General features: G+C 33.8%; 14 protein-coding genes. 6 read left to right on the top strand and 8 right to left on the bottom strand.

All coding sequences use genetic code 11. From position 1 onward, the window contains the following. Nucleotides 1-10 precede the first annotated feature (10 nt). Nucleotides 11-2,128 carry a carboxy terminal-processing peptidase gene (locus tag CELAL_RS04505; protein WP_013549726.1) on the top strand — a complete coding sequence of 706 codons (2,118 nt, stop codon included), beginning with the start codon at nt 11-13 and terminating at the stop codon, nt 2,126-2,128. Between the two features lie 53 nt (nt 2,129-2,181). On the opposite strand, the gene CELAL_RS04500 is transcribed toward CELAL_RS04505, so the two are convergent. Beyond that, entirely contained in the window at nt 2,182-3,747 is a 1,566-nt protein-coding gene (locus tag CELAL_RS04500) for a protein adenylyltransferase SelO (protein ID WP_013549725.1), read from the bottom strand. A gap of 83 nt (nt 3,748-3,830) precedes the next feature. Here CELAL_RS04500 and CELAL_RS04495 point away from each other — a divergent pair, with 83 nt between their 5' ends. Next, nucleotides 3,831-4,631 (top strand): DNA/RNA non-specific endonuclease, encoded by an 801-nt coding sequence (locus tag CELAL_RS04495; protein ID WP_041557517.1) that lies wholly within the window; start codon nt 3,831-3,833, stop codon nt 4,629-4,631. Here the strand turns inward: CELAL_RS04495 and rodA are convergent. From rodA to CELAL_RS04455, 7 genes are all read right to left on the bottom strand, one after another. Further along, complete coding sequence (gene rodA / locus CELAL_RS04490) at nt 4,628-5,911, bottom strand: rod shape-determining protein RodA (protein ID WP_013549723.1); 1,284 nt, start codon at nt 5,909-5,911, stop codon at nt 4,628-4,630. The two genes, CELAL_RS04495 and rodA, sit on opposite strands and share 4 nt — an antisense overlap. Further along, nucleotides 5,901-7,769: a peptidoglycan D,D-transpeptidase FtsI family protein gene (locus tag CELAL_RS04485; protein WP_013549722.1), complete on the bottom strand. Its 1,869-nt coding sequence runs from the start codon at nt 7,767-7,769 to the stop codon at nt 5,901-5,903. The genes rodA and CELAL_RS04485 overlap by 11 nt, the downstream gene beginning before the upstream one ends. Before the next feature lie 574 nt (nt 7,770-8,343). Continuing rightward, on the bottom strand, nt 8,344-9,177 hold the full coding sequence (mreC, locus tag CELAL_RS04475) for a rod shape-determining protein MreC (RefSeq protein WP_013549720.1): 834 nt from the start codon (nt 9,175-9,177) through the stop codon (nt 8,344-8,346). 88 nt (nt 9,178-9,265) lie between these two features. Next, nucleotides 9,266-10,294: a rod shape-determining protein gene (locus CELAL_RS04470; RefSeq protein WP_013549719.1), complete on the bottom strand. Its 1,029-nt coding sequence runs from the start codon at nt 10,292-10,294 to the stop codon at nt 9,266-9,268. 55 nt (nt 10,295-10,349) lie between these two features. Beyond that, nucleotides 10,350-11,882 (bottom strand): bifunctional phosphoribosylaminoimidazolecarboxamide formyltransferase/IMP cyclohydrolase, encoded by a 1,533-nt coding sequence (gene purH, locus CELAL_RS04465; RefSeq protein ID WP_013549718.1) that lies wholly within the window; start codon nt 11,880-11,882, stop codon nt 10,350-10,352. Nucleotides 11,883-11,975: 93 nt separating this feature from the next. Beyond that, the gene (locus CELAL_RS04460) at nt 11,976-12,428 is read right to left on the bottom strand and encodes a GAF domain-containing protein (RefSeq protein ID WP_013549717.1); all 453 of its coding nucleotides are present in this window, start codon (nt 12,426-12,428) and stop codon (nt 11,976-11,978) included. Between the two features lie 73 nt (nt 12,429-12,501). Further along, nucleotides 12,502-13,452, bottom strand: a complete 951-nt coding sequence (locus CELAL_RS04455; protein ID WP_013549716.1) for a hypothetical protein — start codon at nt 13,450-13,452, stop codon at nt 12,502-12,504. A 151-nt stretch (nt 13,453-13,603) separates the two neighbouring features. Here CELAL_RS04455 and CELAL_RS04450 point away from each other — a divergent pair, with 151 nt between their 5' ends. From CELAL_RS04450 to CELAL_RS04435, 4 genes are all read left to right on the top strand, one after another. After that, nucleotides 13,604-14,023, top strand: coding sequence for an HYC_CC_PP family protein (locus CELAL_RS04450; RefSeq protein ID WP_013549715.1), 420 nt, complete (start codon nt 13,604-13,606; stop codon nt 14,021-14,023). A 138-nt stretch (nt 14,024-14,161) separates the two neighbouring features. After that, nucleotides 14,162-16,402 carry a TonB-dependent receptor gene (locus CELAL_RS04445; protein ID WP_013549714.1) on the top strand — a complete coding sequence of 747 codons (2,241 nt, stop codon included), beginning with the start codon at nt 14,162-14,164 and terminating at the stop codon, nt 16,400-16,402. A gap of 30 nt (nt 16,403-16,432) precedes the next feature. Further along, a complete protein-coding gene (locus CELAL_RS04440) occupies nt 16,433-16,789 on the top strand; it encodes a heavy-metal-associated domain-containing protein (RefSeq protein WP_013549713.1) in 357 nt (118 codons plus the stop codon). Nucleotides 16,790-17,216: 427 nt separating this feature from the next. Then, nucleotides 17,217-18,110, top strand: a complete 894-nt coding sequence (locus CELAL_RS04435) for an IS1595-like element ISCal1 family transposase (protein ID WP_013548995.1) — start codon at nt 17,217-17,219, stop codon at nt 18,108-18,110. The last annotated feature ends 6 nt before the right edge of the window (nt 18,111-18,116 follow it).

Here is an 18,116-nt window from a genome sequence, read left to right as displayed (position 1 = left end):
AAATAAGTAGATGAAGAATAAATTAGCCTACGCACTTTTAATGATGCTATTTGCGGTAGCATCGTGCAGTTTTACAAATAAATCATTCGAAAATGATGATAAGGATAAACTTTTATTAGACCTTATTACTTATGTTTTGGAAAAAGGTCATTACGATCCTAAAACTATAGACGATGATTTTTCAGTTGAAGTTTTTGAAGATTTTATCAATGGTTTAGATCCTACGAAAAGATATTTCTTAGAGAGTGATATAAAAGATTTTGAACAGTATAAGTTTCAGATTGATGATCAGATAAAAAACACGGATATTACTTTTTTCAATGCAGTTTACGAACGTTTAATGCTTCGTATGAAAGATGCAAAAGAAATTTATAAAGAAGTTCTTGAAGCTCCTTTTGATTATTCATCAAAAGAAAATATTGATATGGATTATGAGAAGCAAACATTTGTTTCTTCAAGATCAGCTTTAAAAGAACGCTGGAGAAAGCAACTTAAATATGCAACATTGGGTAATTACGACTCTAAAATTAAAGTTGACGAATCTGATAATAAGAAAAAAATAAATTTAAAGGAAGCAGAAAAAGAAGCTCGTGTAGATACAGAAGAAACATTAGATGAGTTTTTCGATTTTGTTTCAGATTTAGAACGTAAAGATTGGTTTGTGCAATACATTAATACTATTGTAGAAGAATTTGATCCACACACCTATTACTTTGCACCAGAAGAAAAAGAAAAGTTTGATACTAGAATGTCTGGTAAATTTGAAGGTATTGGTGCACGATTACAGAAAAAACAAGATGGTGTTAAAATCGTTGAGATTATTTCTGGTGGTCCAGTTTGGAGAGATCGTCAAATTGAAGTAGGAGATGAAATTATTAAAGTAGGACAACATGGAGAGGTTCCTATTAATATTGTTGAAATGCGTTTAGATGATGCCATTAAATTAATCAAAGGCGCTAAAGGGACTATCGTAGATTTAACAATGCGCAAAGTAGATGGTACAACAGAAGTAATCTCAATAACAAGAGATGTTGTAGAAATTGAAGAAACGTTTGCTAAATCTGCTAATATCATAAAAGGAAATGAAAAATTCGGAATTATTAATTTGCCACAATTCTATGTGAGTTTTGATGATTACGAAGGAGAAAGAAATGCAGCATCTGATGTTGCGAAAGAAGTAGAGCGTTTAAAAGAAGAAGGTGCAGAAGGATTAATTTTAGATTTAAGAGATAACGGAGGAGGATCCTTGAAAACAGTTGTTGAAATGGCTGGGTTATTTATTAAAAATGGACCAATAGTTCAAGTGCGTTCTAATGATGATCAGAAAGAAGTTCATGATGATGTTGATGATCGTATTCAATGGGATGGTCCATTAGTTATTTTAGTAAATGAGCTATCTGCTTCTGCTTCTGAGATTTTAGCAGCTGCAATGCAAGATTATAAAAGAGCGGTAGTTATTGGGAGTAAGCAAACTTTTGGTAAAGGAACAGTTCAAAATGTGATTCCTTTAGATCGTATTGTTCGTAGTAACGAGCACGGAGATTTAGGTGCTATAAAATTAACGACCCAAAAATTCTATAGAATTAACGGTGGTTCTACACAACTAGAAGGTGTAAAGTCTGATGTTGTGGTTCCAGATAAATATAGTTACATAGATTTAGGAGAACGTGATCAACAAAATCCATTAGGTTGGGATAAAATAACACCTGCAGATTATACGCCATGGGATGGTCATATAGATTATGAATCTACTATTGCAAATAGTAATAAGCGTATGGCAAAAAATCCTCAAATAAAATTAATTGAGGAGAATGCTAAATGGTTAAAAGAACAACAAAGTGAAACTGTTGTTTCCTTAAATTATATAGATTATAAAGAAGATGAGGCTAAGAGTATAGAGAAGTCTAAATACTTTAAAACACTATCTGATTACGATTCTAAATTAACCTTTGAATCTTTGAAGTATGAAGAAAGCTTATTTACAAAAGATTCTGTTTTAAGACAAAAACGTAAGCGTTGGCATGAAGATCTTGTAAAAGATGTTTATGTTGAGGAAGCAGTAAATGTTTTGGAAGATCTAAAAGGTAATTCTTTAAAAGCAGGTAAAATTGCTAGTGTTAAAGGATAATCGTAACATAAACAAAAAAAAAGCCGTTCATGTGAACGGCTTTTTTTTTTTGTTTAAGAACTGCAGGATAACATAGAGCAGCCTACTTTATTACGGGCCCATTCGGGTCTTTTTGAAAACCATTTTTCAAATTTGGGTTGTTCATCATATGGTTTTTTTAATAGCGTATACAGTTCATCAACTAAACTGTAATCTTTTTCATCAGCTTTATCAATAGCCATTTGCGCCATATAATTTCGCAGAACATATTTTGGGTTGGTGCCATTCATTTTTAGCATTCGCTCTTGATCTGTTATGCTTTCTTTTTGCAATCGCTTTACATATAGATTAAACCAAGCTTTCCATTGCTCTAATGTGTCTTCTTTTAATTCTGCTATACTATAAAATGCAACTTCAATTTTAGATACTGCATCAACTACACTATCATTCTTTGTTATTACACTTAAATTTCTAAAAAATAGTGTCATATCTGTTTCAATGATTTGCAAATTTTCTTCTAAAGTGCTTAGTAATTCCGCATCATCTTCTTCAGTGGTAAAAAGGCCTATTTTTGCCTTCATCATTTCCAGATACTTTACGGCATAGTCATTCTTATACTGTTCTAAAATTTCTTCAAATGGTTCTGCATCTTCAATTAATGGATAAAGCGCATTAGCAAGTTGGTACAAGTTCCATAAGCCAATATTAGGTTGGTTTCCGTAACGGTATCGCTTATGTTGACGATCTGTTGTGTTTGGTGTCCAAGCATCATCATATCCTTCTAGCCAGCCATAAGGGCCATAATCAATAGTTAACCCTAGGATAGACATGTTATCTGTATTCATTACGCCATGAACAAAGCCTACGCGTTGCCAATGAATAATCATCGTTAAGGTTCGTTGGGCTACAGTTTTAAATAATTGGATATACCCCTCTTTGTTGGTGCTTTTAATTTCAGGGAATAATTCTTTTATCGTGTAATCAACTAGGGTTGTAAGTGTTTTATAATCTTGCCTAGAGCTGAATATTTCATAATTTCCGAATCGTAAAAAGCTAGGGGCTACTCTAGTTACTATAGCTCCTTTTTCATAGTCAGGATTACCATTATAAAGCACATCACGTAATACTTGATCTCCAGTCAGGGCTATTGAAAGTGCACGTGTAGTGGGTACACCTAGATGATACATTGCTTCACTGCATAGGTATTCTCGAATAGAAGACCGTAATACGGCTAGGCCATCTGCTGTACGAGAATATGGGGTTTCTCCTGCACCTTTTAATTGCAATGTCCAGCGTTTGTTTTTATGAACTAGTTCGCCTAAGTTTATTGCACGACCATCACCCAGTTGCCCTGCCCAATTTCCAAATTGATGGCCACCATAACACATCGCATAGGGATGAGAATTTTCGCCAATTTTATTTCCGGTAAATAGAAGTAAAAATTCTTCGCTTTTTAACGCTTCATTACTTAAGCCTAATTCTGAGGCCATTTCTTTGGAAGTATGGATTAGTTCCGGTTGAGCTGTTTTCTTTGGGGTCACAAAAGAAAAACATGCACCACTAATTTGCCGTCTAGAGTTTTCTAAAATAGGGTCTTGTGGTAGTGTCTTAGTAAATGTATCTTGAAGTTCAAATTTCATAAATCAGTATACTTATTAAGTTGATGTCTTAGTCGTAATAGAATATACAAAATTAAAGTAACTTGCCAATCTGACTGATGATTATGAAAAATAAAACAATATATTCTCTATTAATGGTAGTATGTCTTGTTGGTTTTTGGCTGTTTGAAAATTTTTATACACCAGATACCTATACAGCTCCAGAAGGAGTAGCACCTAAAGTGAATATTCCTTTTGATTTTCTTCCCAGTTCTACCACAGGAGAAATTGTTCAACATAATTATTTTACGTTGTCTTATAGTGAAAAGCATGAGCAAGCCGAGTGGGTTGCGTATCAATTAGATAGAAATCAACTCACCTATGATGATAGGACGCGTCCTTATTTTATAGAAGATCCTCAAGTGCGTACCAAATCTGCTGATTATAAAAATTACAAACGCTCGGGGTATGATCGAGGGCATCTCTGTCCTGCAGGAGACCGTAGATTTTCTGAATATGCCTATAATGAAACTTTTTATACGAGTAATATAAGTCCGCAAAATCGAGAGTTCAATGCGGGAATTTGGAACGAATTGGAAAATACGGTACGCTATTGGACAAAAAAGTACGATGGGGTGTATGTAATTACGGCGGGGGTTTTAAGTGATGGTCTCGATAGTATTGGAGATGAAGATGTGACCGTGCCTGCTTATTTTTATAAAATAGTAGCAAGAAGAGATGGCGCTGAAATTAAAGCAATTGCCTTCTTATTTAAAAATAAAGAAAGTAAGAGTTCATTAAAAAGCCATGTAGTTACTATTGATAAAATAGAACAAAAAACGGGTATTGATTTTTTTGAAAAATTACCCAATGCTATGGAAGATAAATTTGAAAGTACAGTAATTTTAGAAAATTGGAAGTTCTAGAAACCTTCCTTCAGTCGGTTAGAATCCATTTTTAAAAAGATAAATAATAAAGCTGTAAAACCTAGAAGACCAGAGCCACCATAACTAAAAAAAGGCAAAGGAATACCAATGGTAGGTAGGACCCCTATCACCATTCCTATATTTATAAAATAGTGGACTAAAAGTATTGAAATTACACCATATCCATACATACGGTTAAACGCATTTTTTTGTCTCTCAGAAAGATATACAAGCCTAAGTAGTAGAGTTGTAAATAGAATAATAACTATAGTGGTTCCTAAGAATCCCCATTCTTCGCCTACTGTACTAAAAATATAATCTGTATGTTGTTCTGGTACAAAATCTCCTTTGGTACGGGTACCTTCTAGGAATCCTTTTCCGAAAAATCCTCCTGATTCAATGGCTTTTTCAGATTGGTACGTATTGTAGCCAATTGTTTTTCTTATTTCTTCTAGTTTAGAAGGGTCCTTTTCTAGACTCAGCCAAAGGCTAAAACGGTCTCTATGGCGTTGTTCAAAAACATTTTCGAAAACAAAATTTACGGATAATGAAAAGAGTAGGGTAATGATGTAAACACCCACTACTGGTATTACTGGTATTTTATAAGATTGCTTTTTTAGTAATAAAAAAATGGCCAATATTAAGCCTATGATAATGGCTATCCATATGGTACCAAACATAAGCGTACAAACAAATATTAATATGGTATATAAGCCTATGCCTAAATAGAATTGAGGGACCCCTTCTCTAAAAAGAACGAACACTAAGGAGAAAAACACCAATGCACTCCCGGGATCTGGCTGTGGAATAACGAGTATTGCAGGTATTAAAAGTATTAAAAAAGAATAGAGTTGGTCTTTTCTTCTTCGAATATCTGTTTGAATATCACTAAGGTATTTAGCGACAGCTAAAGCGGTTGCAACTTTTGCTAATTCTGACGGTTGTAAATTAAAAAAACCAAGATTGTACCAAGAAGTAGCTCCGGCAATTGTGGTTCCGAAAACAAAGAGTCCAAGTAAAAGAGCTAAAGAAATAACGTATATTACGCTAGAGAAACGTTCAAAAAAGTTACTCTCTAATGCTAAAATTATGACAATTAGAACGAGGTCTAAGGCTATAAAAATTAGTTGTTTTCCGTAAATTGTGGAGAAGTCAAATATGTTGTCTTGTCCTTCAGAGTAGGTGCTAGAATAGATGTTTATCCAACCAATTGCTATTAGAAGTACAAATATTAAAATAGATAACCAGTCTACTCTTCTTAATAGTCCTTTACCAAACACGCTCGTTAATTATAAATGGTTCACCACTAATTGCTTTAGCATATTCCTTTTCTAAGGTTCTATCTAACATTCTTTTTTCTAAATCTGTTCTAGTAATTTTTCCTTTAATGTATTTTTCTATTAAAAGTGATGCAATATGACCTGCATACCGACCTCCATAATACCCATTTTCAATATATACTGCTACGGCAATTTTAGGGTTATCTACTGGAGCAAAAGCAATAAAAACGGAATGATCGGTAAGTTGTGTTCTTACGCCATCTATTCTTGTGTAATTCTCTACAGTTCCTGTTTTTCCTGCAATATCTATACCGGGTACTTGAACGCCTCTCCCGGTCCCATGCTTATACACATTCGCCATGCCTTGAACAACAGGTTCAAAATGTTTTTTATCTATTGTAGTAAAATGTTGTTCTAGATACTTCTGATTGGTAATTTTTTTCCCTTCTACCTCTTTGAGTACATGTGGAATAATATAATAACCGCGATTGGCAATTGCCGCAGTCATATTAGCTAATTGTAAGGGGGTAACAAGGATTTCTCCTTGACCAATAGCATTTGATATAAAGTAAGAAGATGACCATCTATTATCACCATACATACGGTCATAGGTTTCTTTTGTAGGTATAGATCCGCTTCGGCCTGTAGGGATATCAGATCCTAAGAAATTTCCTAATCCAAAGCTTTCTACATGTTTGTCCCAAACATCCATTCCTTCATCTGTAGTTGGAAATTTTTCAAATATTTTTCTAAATGTACCAGCGAAATAGGCATTACAAGATTTGTAAATTCCCACATCTAAATCTCTTAAGCCACCACCACAGTGGCAACCTCTTTTTTTGTTACCCACATAAAAACCATTATAACATTGGATTTTGGTCTCAGGAGTAATTACGTTTTCTTGTAGCGCTATTAACGCATTTATTGTTTTAAAAGGAGATCCTGGTGAGGTTTGCGCAAGCACAGAACGGTCATAAGTTGGTTGCGCTATAGAATCATTATAGAGTTTGGTGTAGTTCTTAGAGCGTTCGCGGCCAACTAATAAACCAGGGTCGTAGGTAGGACCAGAAATCATAGCTAAAATTTCTCCAGTCGCAGGTTCAATAGCAACAACTCCACCTCGTTTTCCATTCATTAATAATTCTCCATATTCTTGGAGTTTTTTGTCAATCGTAATTTTAATTTCTTTTCCTTGTTCAGGTAAAGTATCTAAAATACCATTTTTGTAAGGCCCTATATCTCTGTTAAATCTATCTTTCTGAATATATTTTACGCCTTTTCTACCTCGGAGGATTTCTTCGTATTGTTTTTCTATACCAGTTCTACCCTTTAACTCTCCAAGTTTGTAGTATGGGTTTTCATTTAGTTCATAATCATTTACCTCTGAAATAAACCCAAATACATTTGCGCCACTATGGGTGTCATAGTATCGTAAAGATCTTTTCTGGATATAAAAACCTTTGTATTTGCGCATTTTCTCTTGTAAACGTGCGTAATCTTTCTTTGATAATTGAGGAACTAATACAGAAGGTAATCTAGGAGAGTAATTTTTTGCTTTCGCAAATTGTTTTAAGAACCTATCTTTTTCTATGCCTAGTAGTTTGCAAAATTCCAAAGTGTCTAACTCTTTAACTTCACGAGGAATAATCATGACATCATATGCCGGCTGATTGGCAACTAATAAATCACCATTACGATCGTATATATAGCCGCGTTCAGGATAATCATAAATTGCTTTTATAGCAGTATCTTTCGTTACTTGCATGGACGAGTGTCTAAACACTTGCAGGTAGGAGAGTCTACCAATGAAGGTTAGGCCTATAAGAATAATGATGGATGATAATAGTATTTTTTTCATTTTTTGATGAAAATCAACAAATTAGAGTCTTCAGTAATTAAAATTTGCTTCAAAATTAGGTAGAATTTCTGTCTAGTTTTCTTTTTTAACACTGAAAAGAGAGCTTATTAAAATGCATAGAAATAAAGAGGCAATACTTACAACAAGTATTTTCTTTAAAATTAGAAGAAAATTATCAAAATTAAAAACTTCTAGGGTAAAGAAAACGGTATGATGTATCACAATTAACAAAGCTATATAAGTTATTTGCTGAATTCGAGGTGCAGACGTTAGTCTGAAACTTTGAAATTCAAAATTTACTCCAAAACAAAAACGCATAATAGTGGGTCTTAGGTATGCTATGGTTAATGTCGCAGCGGTATGAATTGCGAGGGTGTCTGAGAAAACGTCTATAGTGAGTCCTAAGAAAAATGAGATAATAAGAAATATGGCTCTATTTTGCTTTATTGGATACCAATATAAAAACAAGATATAAATCATGGGGTTTATAAAGCCCCAAAAATTAATATTATTAAAAATTAGAACTTGAGCTAAAACAAGCGCAATAAAGCGAACGATATTTATAAAGTAATATTTACTTGCCATTTGTTGTTGCTGATTCTAATTCTTCTAAAGTAACACGATTGGTGTTGTTAATTATATACACATTTTTAAGATTTGACATATCATTAAAAAGTGAAATATTTATGGTATATGAACTTTTTGAAACATCTAAACCAAAACTTTTTATAGTTCCTATAGGTATGTTTTCTGGAAAAATACTAGAGGCAGCTCCAGTTAATATCGTGTCACCAACTTTAATAGGAATACGTCTAGGAATATCAATAAGCTGTACGGTATTAAAATCTTTGGTATCCCAGATTAGGGACCCAAAATTTTCAGTATTTTTTAGCTTGGCATTTAAATTCGATTTTCTATTTAAAATGCTTTGTACTCTTGAAAATTTACCGCTTGTATTTTCTACGATGCCAAGTATTCCGTTTGGGGTGATAACACCCATATCTTGTTGGATGCCGTTTTTAGAGCCCTTATTTAATGTGATGTAATTGTCTAGGTTAGAATAGCTGTTCTTGATAATTTTTGCAGAAATAATGGTATAATCCATTAAAGTACTGTCTATTTTAATACTATTAACAGGTACCTCAGCATTGTAATCTTTGTTGATGATAATACGTCTTAAGCGCATATTTTCATCCACTAATTTCTGATTTTCTTTTTCTAAATAGAAATAAGAAGAAATTCCATTCGAAGTTTTGTAAACGCCACCTGTTAACCAATTTGCTGAATTAAAAAATTTTGATTGGTGGTACGAATGCGATTGAATGGTAAAGGCAAGTGAAATAAATAATAGGAATAAATAAAGGAGCAGATTTTTATTCCGAAATATAAAATTGATAATCTGTTGCATTCACTTTAATTATTTTTGAGTGCGGCAAAACCGTTAAAGCACTTTTGTAATATAGTATTAGAAAAGTGCTCTAAGATTAAGCTATTCGCTATTTAATCAAGATACTTTTGTAGCGTTCAAGATTCTTTAATGCGATTCCTGTTCCACGTACAACTGCTCTTAATGGATCTTCTGCTATATATACGGGTAAATCTGTTTTTTGAGATAGCCTACGGTCTAAACCTCTTAACATAGAACCACCACCTGCTAGGTAAATACCTGTATTGTAAATATCTGCAGCAAGTTCTGGAGGTGTTTGTGATAAGGTTTCCATAACGGCATCTTCTACACGTAAGATAGATTTGTCTAACGCTTTAGCAATTTCTCTATAAGAAATTTGAACTTGTTTTGGTTTCCCTGTCAATAAATCTCTACCTTGAACAGACATTTCATCTGGAGGTGTTTGTAAATCTTCAGTAGCAGAACCTATTGTAATCTTAATATTTTCAGCGGTACTTTCTCCAACATAAAGGTTGTGTTGTGTACGCATGTAATAAATAATGTCATTCGTGAAAACGTCACCTGCAATTTTTACAGATTTATCACAAACAATACCACCCAAAGCAATTACAGCTATTTCTGTAGTACCACCACCTATATCTACAATCATGTTTCCTTTTGGTTGCATAATATCTAAGCCAATACCAATAGCAGCGGCCATAGGTTCATGAATTAAATATACTTCCTTACCATTAACACGTTCTGCAGATTCTTTTACGGCACGCATTTCTACTTCGGTAATACCAGAAGGAATACAAATAACCATTCGCAAGGCAGGAGGGAACCATTTTTTCTTTAAAGCTGGAATGTTCTTAATGAACATATTTATCATCTTTTCAGAAGCATCAAAATCGGCAATTACACCATCTTTAAGAGGGCGTATTGTCTTTATATTTTCATGAGTTTTTCCTTGCATCATGTTGGCTTCTTTACCAACAGCAATTATTTTCCCACTAATTCTATCTCTGGCTACGATAGAAGGGCTATCAACGACAACTTTGTCGTTATGTATTATAAGAGTGTTAGCAGTACCTAAGTCAATAGCTATTTCCTCTGTCAAGAAATCAAAAAATCCCATTTCTATTTATTTGGTTGTGTACTAAAAGTAAGTTTTATCGACGAAAGTAACAAAATTAATGTTTAAAATGACGTGTACCGGTCATTACCATAGAAATTCCATTAGAATTACAGTAATCTACGCTTAATTCGTCTTTTATTGACCCTCCAGGCTGAATTACACTTGAAATTCCGCTGTTGCCCGCAATTTCAACACAATCAGGGAAAGGAAAAAATGCATCACTCGCCATAACGGCACCTTTCAAATCAAAATTAAATGTGTTTGCTTTATGTATCGCTTGGTTAAGGGCATCAACTCTTGATGTTTGTCCTGTTCCGCTAGCAAATAATTGTTTGTTTTTAGCAAGAACGATAGTATTCGATTTTGTATGCTTACATAATTTTGAAGCAAATATTAAATCTTCAACTTCTTGTGCAGTTGGGGCTGTTTTGGTAGCTGTTTTTAAATCGGCCTCAGCATCTGTAATAAGATCTTTACCTTGAACTAAAACACCATTTAAACAGGTGCGAACTGTAGTTTGCGGCAATTCTATTTCGTTTTGAATTAGAATAATTCTGTTTTTCTTTCCTTTTAAAATTTCTAAAGCATCGGCAGCATAGCTAGGAGCAATAACAACTTCGCAAAATAGTTTATGAATTTCTTCGGCTGTAGCCTTATCAATTTCTTTGTTACTAATCAAGACTCCTCCAAATGCAGAGACAGGATCTCCTGCTAAGGCATCTACATAGGCTTGGTGTAAGCTGCTTCTTGAGGCTAAACCACACGCATTATTGTGTTTTAAGATAGCAAATGTAGGTTCGTCATTTTTAAACTCTCCCATTAAATTCACAGCAGCATCAACATCTAGAAGATTGTTGTATGATAATTCTTTTCCATGAAGTTTGTTAAACATTGCATCAAAATCTCCAAAGAAAAAGCCTTTTTGGTGTGGGTTTTCGCCGTAACGTAAAACCTGACCATTAGTTTCGCTAATTTTTAAAACAGTTTCTTGCGCGTCTTTATTAAAATAGTTAAAAATTGCTGTGTCATAATGAGAAGAAACATTGAAAGATTTACCTGCAAAACGCTTACGATCTTCAAGTGTTGTTGTACCCTCATTTGCAGAAATCAACGCTAAAACTTCAGCATAATCTTCCATAGAAGAAACACAAAGTACATCCTTGAAATTTTTAGCAGCTGCACGAATTAAAGAAATACCACCTATATCAATTTTTTCTATAATATCTTGCTCTGATGCACCACTAGCTACTGTTTTTTCAAAAGGATATAAATCAACAATAACAATATCTATTTGCGGAATTTCAAATTCAGCCAATTGTTTTTGGTCATTTTCATTGTCTTGACGATTCAAGATACCTCCAAATACTTTTGGGTGTAATGTTTTTACACGGCCACCTAAAATAGAAGGGTAACTAGTTACATCTTCAACAGGGACTACATCTATGCCTAAATCACGAACAAATTTTTCTGTACCACCAGTAGAATATATGGTAATACCTAGTTCTTGAAATTTTTTAACAATTGGCGCTAAGCCATCTTTGTGAAATACTGAAATTAATGCTGATGTAGCTTTTTTGGTGGTGCTCATTTTTATGTGCTTATGATTAATATCTTAAGCACGCAAAAGTAATTTTTTTGAAGTTAAAAAAGCCTCGATTTTAGCAATAAAAAATATTAAATTTTAAAGAATTTTAGCAACTTCAGCATTTATGAACTCTAAAAAGTGCTCATCATCCTTTGTGAAAGGATCAGGAGTGTTAGAATCAATATCTATTTGACCAATGTTTTCGCCATTTACAAATAGAGGAATTACAATTTCTGCTTTTACGGTAATGCTACAAGCAATATAATTATCTTGGGCTTTAACGTCTGGAACTATAAAGTTTTCATTGCTTACAGCTACTTGGCCGCAAATGCCTTTTCCAAAAGGAATAATGATATGGTCTGTAGGCGCCCCTGCGTATGGCCCTAATTTTAACTCGTTTTTATCTCCGTTTTTAAAATAGAATCCTACCCAGTCATAATGAGGAATGTTCTCTTTAAGTAATTCGCAAATTTGTTGTAGCCTAGCATCAGTTGTAAGCTCGGCGCTATTGGTAATCGTTGTTATTTGTGGAGTTAATGTCTTGAACATTTTTTTTCGGCAAAGATATAGATTAGTTCTTAAAATTTAATTTTGATAGCGACTAAAAAATAGGCGATACGTTTTAGTTGTCGCATATTTTTACAGGAATATTGCACTGGGCAAGTCGCTGTGATCCAGTGTTTGCAGGAACGGCAATGTCATCAGAACCATTATATATAACAGATTCAATAGTTTCGGGTACGTAAATTTGCACGCGTGTTTTTGAGTATCCGGAAGGGAAATATCGAATGTAATATCCGTCTGGGTGTAATGACCATCTGCCACGCTTTATTTCACTATTTGTTACAGGTGCTGCACCTCCTAAAATAGCTAGAGCTTCAAATTCCTCGTACGTGCTAAGTCCTGATTCAAACATACCGCGCATCTTATTTTCAATTTCAATAACCGTTTGTATAGTTGGAGGTGCATGGCTAATTGCTTTCTGTACGGCACTTTCTGGAACAAAACCTATGATGCCTTTATTGAGACTTAATAGTTGTTCTGCGTTTAATAATTTAGAAGCAGTTAATTTTAAAGGAGTACTTAATTTTGAGAATTTAGTTTTGGCTATTATCGCCCATAGTAGTAATTGTACTTCTTGTTGGGCAATCTCTGGGTGTGCTTCGTAATTTTTGAGAATAGCAATAACAATAGCTTCTTTTTTTCCTAAAACAGGGGCGAATAAATATCCATCGCCTTCACTAGGACCATGGGTACCTGCTTTTAGACAAAAGCTCATACCTTCAAATTCATAATACCCTGGTGTTAATTTGTAGTTATTATCAGTATCTCTCGGTTGTAAACAAAGTGCAGAAAAAGTAATTTCGTCTCCAAAATTATCATCAAGGTCTACTGTGGTGTTTGTATCTTCAAAATTAGTAGACACAGGATCTTTGCTCAATTTTTTATAACTCACTTTACCTATAGCGTTGGTAACTTTTTCTTTTGCGGAATCAAATATTCCTTGCGCATGTAAAGTACCTTGGAATAAGATAATTAAACTAAGTAAAGTGATGACTTTTTGATTTTTCATTACAAGTGTTGGTTTTTAAATAGGGCGTTAAATTATATAAAATAAGATAAACTACCCTTTTTGACTGTAAACTAGGTATTTAGCATTAAAAATTAGTTAATGTATTGTCTTATATGATAAGAAGGTATTATTATTTTGTAATTTTGCAGCAATGAAAAAATGGCTTGTAACTATACTGTCAGTAACTATGGCAATTTTGCTATTGGCTTCTACGATTTCGTGGAGGGTAGAGAAGCATTATTGTTTAGGACATCTTATGGATATTGCCTTATTTACAGCTGCGCAAGATTGTGGTATGAATATGGTTTTTCAATCTGATGACAGTAGTGAGCATCTTCAAGATTCAAATTCTTGTTGCGATGATGAAACAATCATTACAGAAGGACAAGATGATTTAGTAGTTCATGATAATGATTTTGATTTAGCACAGCAATTCTTTATCATCGCATACGCCTATTCTTATTTTAATTTATTTGGCAATGGATTAAAAGTGTCACCTTCTTTTGATCACTATCCTCCGCCAATTATCGTCAAAGATATACACGTACTAGACGAGGTTTATTTAATTTGATATTTTATTTATAATTGACTTCATATCATTTAATCTTGCGTTAAACTTGATTTTCTGTAGGTCATTTAGTGTTTTCCTGTTTTTGGATATGACGCTGAATACTGTTTACTCAAATAATTTTTCAAATTTAAACTACAAATGAATAAATATATAAAACTACTTATAGCAGTGCTATTGCCTTTTACCGCTTTTTCTCAAGATAAAGTAGAAGGAATGGTGGTTGATGGTGGCGATGCTAACGCTACTCTAGGCTTGCCAGGTGCTAATATCTATTGGATGAATTCTCAAATAGGTGTGGTGACCGATTTTGATGGGAATTTCTCAATTCCTTATGATGCGCAATACCATAAGTTAATCATTAGTTATGTGGGTTTTGAAACTGATACCTTAACTATAAATAAGCCAAGCATAATTAAACATGTATTGAATCCATCAAACGCTCTTAATGAGGTGGTGGTAAATCAAAAGCGCGATGCGGTGCAGAAAGCCTATTTTAGTTCGCAGAATGTCGTGACTATTAATAGTGCAGAGTTGCTAAAGGCGGCATGTTGTAATTTATCGGAAAGTTTTGAAACAAATCCGGCAATAGATGTCAACTATTCTGATGCTTTAACGGGGACAAAGCAGATACAAATGTTAGGGCTTACTAGTCCTTATTTATTAATAACCCAAGAGAATATTCCAATGGTGCGCGGTGCATCGCAAGCCTACGGGCTAACCTTTACGCCAGGAACTTGGGTAGAAAGTATTCAAATAACCAAAGGGGCGGGGAGTGTTGTAAACGGTTATGAAAGTATTTCTGGGCAAATTAATACAGAGCTTGTAAAACCGCTTACGGATAGTGCAGTTTTTGTAAATGGCTATGCCAACCAAAATGGGCGTTATGAATTGAATACACATTTTAATAGAAAACTGACGGACAAGTGGAGTACAGGCTTGTATATTCATGGAAACAAACGAACACAAAAAGAAGATAATAATAATGACGGGTTTCTAGATGCGCCATTGGCCGATCAAATTAATGTGATGAACCGTTGGCAATACCAAAATCCAGAAAAAGGGTGGATAAGTTTTTTAAATATTCGTTTTTTAAGTGACAATAAACAGTTGGGGCAAACTAATTTTAATCCTTCTCTAGATAAATTTACAACGAATGCGTGGGGTAGCGAGGTGAATACGCGTCGTTTTGATGCCTCAATGAAGTTGGCTTATGTATTTCCGGACTTACCTTTTCAAAATATAAGTTTGCAAACGGCGTATAGTGTTCATAAGCAAGATTCTTATTTTGGGTTTAATACGTATGATATTAACCATGAAAGTATTTATTCTAATTTAATGCTTAATTCTATTATTGGCGATACTCAAAATAAGTTCAAGACTGGATTGGCTTTTGCTTATGATGGATATGATGAATTGGTGCTAACCGATGACTTCTCTAGGGTTGATGCTTCTGTTGGGGCGTTTTTTGAATATAATTATGATAATTTAAATAAGGTAAATTTAACCGCAGGGTTACGGGTAGATACACATAATAGGTTAGGTACTTTTGTAACACCAAGATTTCATATTCGCTATACCCCTTGGGAGAGAGCAAGTTTAAAAGGATCATTTGGTAGGGGAAAAAGGGCTGCCAACATTTTTGCTGAAAATCAGCAGCTTTTTGGCTCTTCGAGAGCTATAAATATTAAAAATGCAGGGGGAGAAATTTATGGTTTGGATCCTGAGGATGCTTGGAATTATGGCGTAAGCTTTTTGCAAGGTTTTACTTTTTTAGATAGACCGGGAAATTTCAGTGTTGATTTTTATAGAACAGATTTTAAAAATCAAATTGTGGTAGATTGGGAGAATCCTCGGGAAATTTCTTTTTATAATCTTGATGGAAAGAGTAGTGCAAGTAGTTTTCAGGTAGAATTAGGTCATAGAATTTTGCCAAATTTAGAACTTAGAACTGCTTATAAATATTATGATGTGAATACCGATTATGAAAGTGGTAATTTACAAAAACCACTACAAGCGCAACATAGGTATTTTGCTAACTTAGGGTATTCTAGTGTAGCGAAAGAAAATGGAACGCAATGGCGTGCAGATTATACGGTGCATGCATTAGGGAAACAGCGCCTGCCAAATACGTCAACTAATGAGGTAGCTAATCAATTAGGAGATTATGCAGCGGCTTACAGCTTAATGAATGCGCAAATAACTAGAGTGTTTTCAAAATCTTTTGAAGTGTATGTGGGTGGAGAAAATTTAACAGATTATACCCAAGATAACCCAGTGCTAGGAGCTGAAGATCCGTTTGGCTCAAATTTTGATACCAGTATTGTGTATGCGCCGATAATGGGGCGTATGTTTTATGCGGGATTTAGATTTAAACTTTAAAAATAATATACTATACTAATACCTATTACTATGAAGAAATTAATTTTAACAGCAGTTGTGGTTTTGATGGCTACGATTAGTTATGCTCAAGACAAGAATAAGAAAATGACTTTTGATGTCAATGGAAAATGTGGAATGTGTAAAGAACGCATTGAACAGGCTGCATTAAGTGTAAAAGGAGTGAAATTTGCTGCTTGGGACATTCCATCACATCAATTATCTCTAATTATTGATGAGCGTAAAACTGATGCTATGAAGATTAAGACAGCAATTATAGCTGTTGGTCATGATACTAAAGAATTGAAAGCAACAGATGAAGCCTACAATAGCGTACATCCTTGTTGTTTATATCGTGATGATAATTCTGATGATTCTGGTCATCATTAAAAAACATACAGTATCTAATACGGATTAAATACTTTTAACTAAAAACGCTCCAATTTTTATTGGAGCGTTTTTTTATTTACGGAAATATTGAAAATTAATGCGCATTTTTTAAGAGATCAAAACTTTTGGCGTTTATGAAATTCATGTATTATGAATTTTATTTTTAAGTGAATCTGTAGTATTAGCGCGTTTATGTTTAGATTTTTAATTTTATCCGCTATGCAGTAAATTAAAGAGTAAAAATTCATCATACTTTAACAGTAATCTAAGATTTACGTATGGTGTATAGGTTATTTTTGACTACCGCTCTAGGTTTCTTTAGTGCTTAAAGATTCTCTGGCGATATACTTAATAATAGCAAATGAATAAAAATTTTAGAGGTCAGTAGCTAACTTCGTATCTTGATACTCAGTAAATATATTAAATTATGGATATTTTCAAGGGTCAAAATCTTCTAGAGTTCTCTGATTGCTTCAAAACGGACAATGATTGCAAAGAATATTTAGCAAATATTAAGTCTAAAACCCCTTTTAAATGTTCTAGATGCAATCATATAGCCTGTCAAACACGTGCTGATTTCTCTAGGCAATGTAATATTTGTAGACATACAGAATCCGCAACAGCAGATACATTATTTCACAAGGTAAAGTTTGGTGTTCGCAAAGCATTTTTTATTTGTTTTGAGATGGCTACAAGCACGAAAAGCTTATCTGCAAGTTATATGGGAGTACGTTACGGAGTAACAGAAAAAACAGCTAGACTTTTTATGCTTAAGGTCAGAGAAGCTATGTCTTCGAGTGGGAATAATCCTATGGACGGAGTTGTTCATGTAGATGAATTTGTTTTAGGGGGCAGAGAAGAAACAAAAGTTGGCAGAAGCTACAATGCTAAGAAAAAGAAGGCGGTTACAGCTGTTCAGCTTACAGAAGATGGAAAGGTAAAAAGAATGTATGCTATGAAAATAGATGATTTTTCAGCACAATCCTTACAATATATTTTTGTCAACCATATCAGCCGAAACGCAAAGATTACTACAGATAAATGGAGAGGCTATAGTCCTATTGCAAAGGCTTACGACATCACACAAATAGAAAGTAATGGAGGGTTAAATTTTAAAGCGCTTCATACAATGATACATCAGGTTAAATCTTGGATAAGAACAACTTATTCTTGGGTTAGTGACAATAATTTAAATAGATATTTCAATGAATTTTGTTTTAGAATAAACAGATCTCAAAGTAAAGCTACAATATTCAATAATCTTATTGTTAAAATGGTCAATAATGATAAAATCAATCAAGCTGAATTAATAAGTAATTAACTACTG

The sequence above is a fragment of the Cellulophaga algicola DSM 14237 genome, assembly GCF_000186265.1.
Taxonomy (GTDB): Bacteria; Bacteroidota; Bacteroidia; order Flavobacteriales; family Flavobacteriaceae; genus Cellulophaga; species Cellulophaga algicola.
This window is presented reverse-complemented; position numbering and strand designations above follow the sequence as displayed.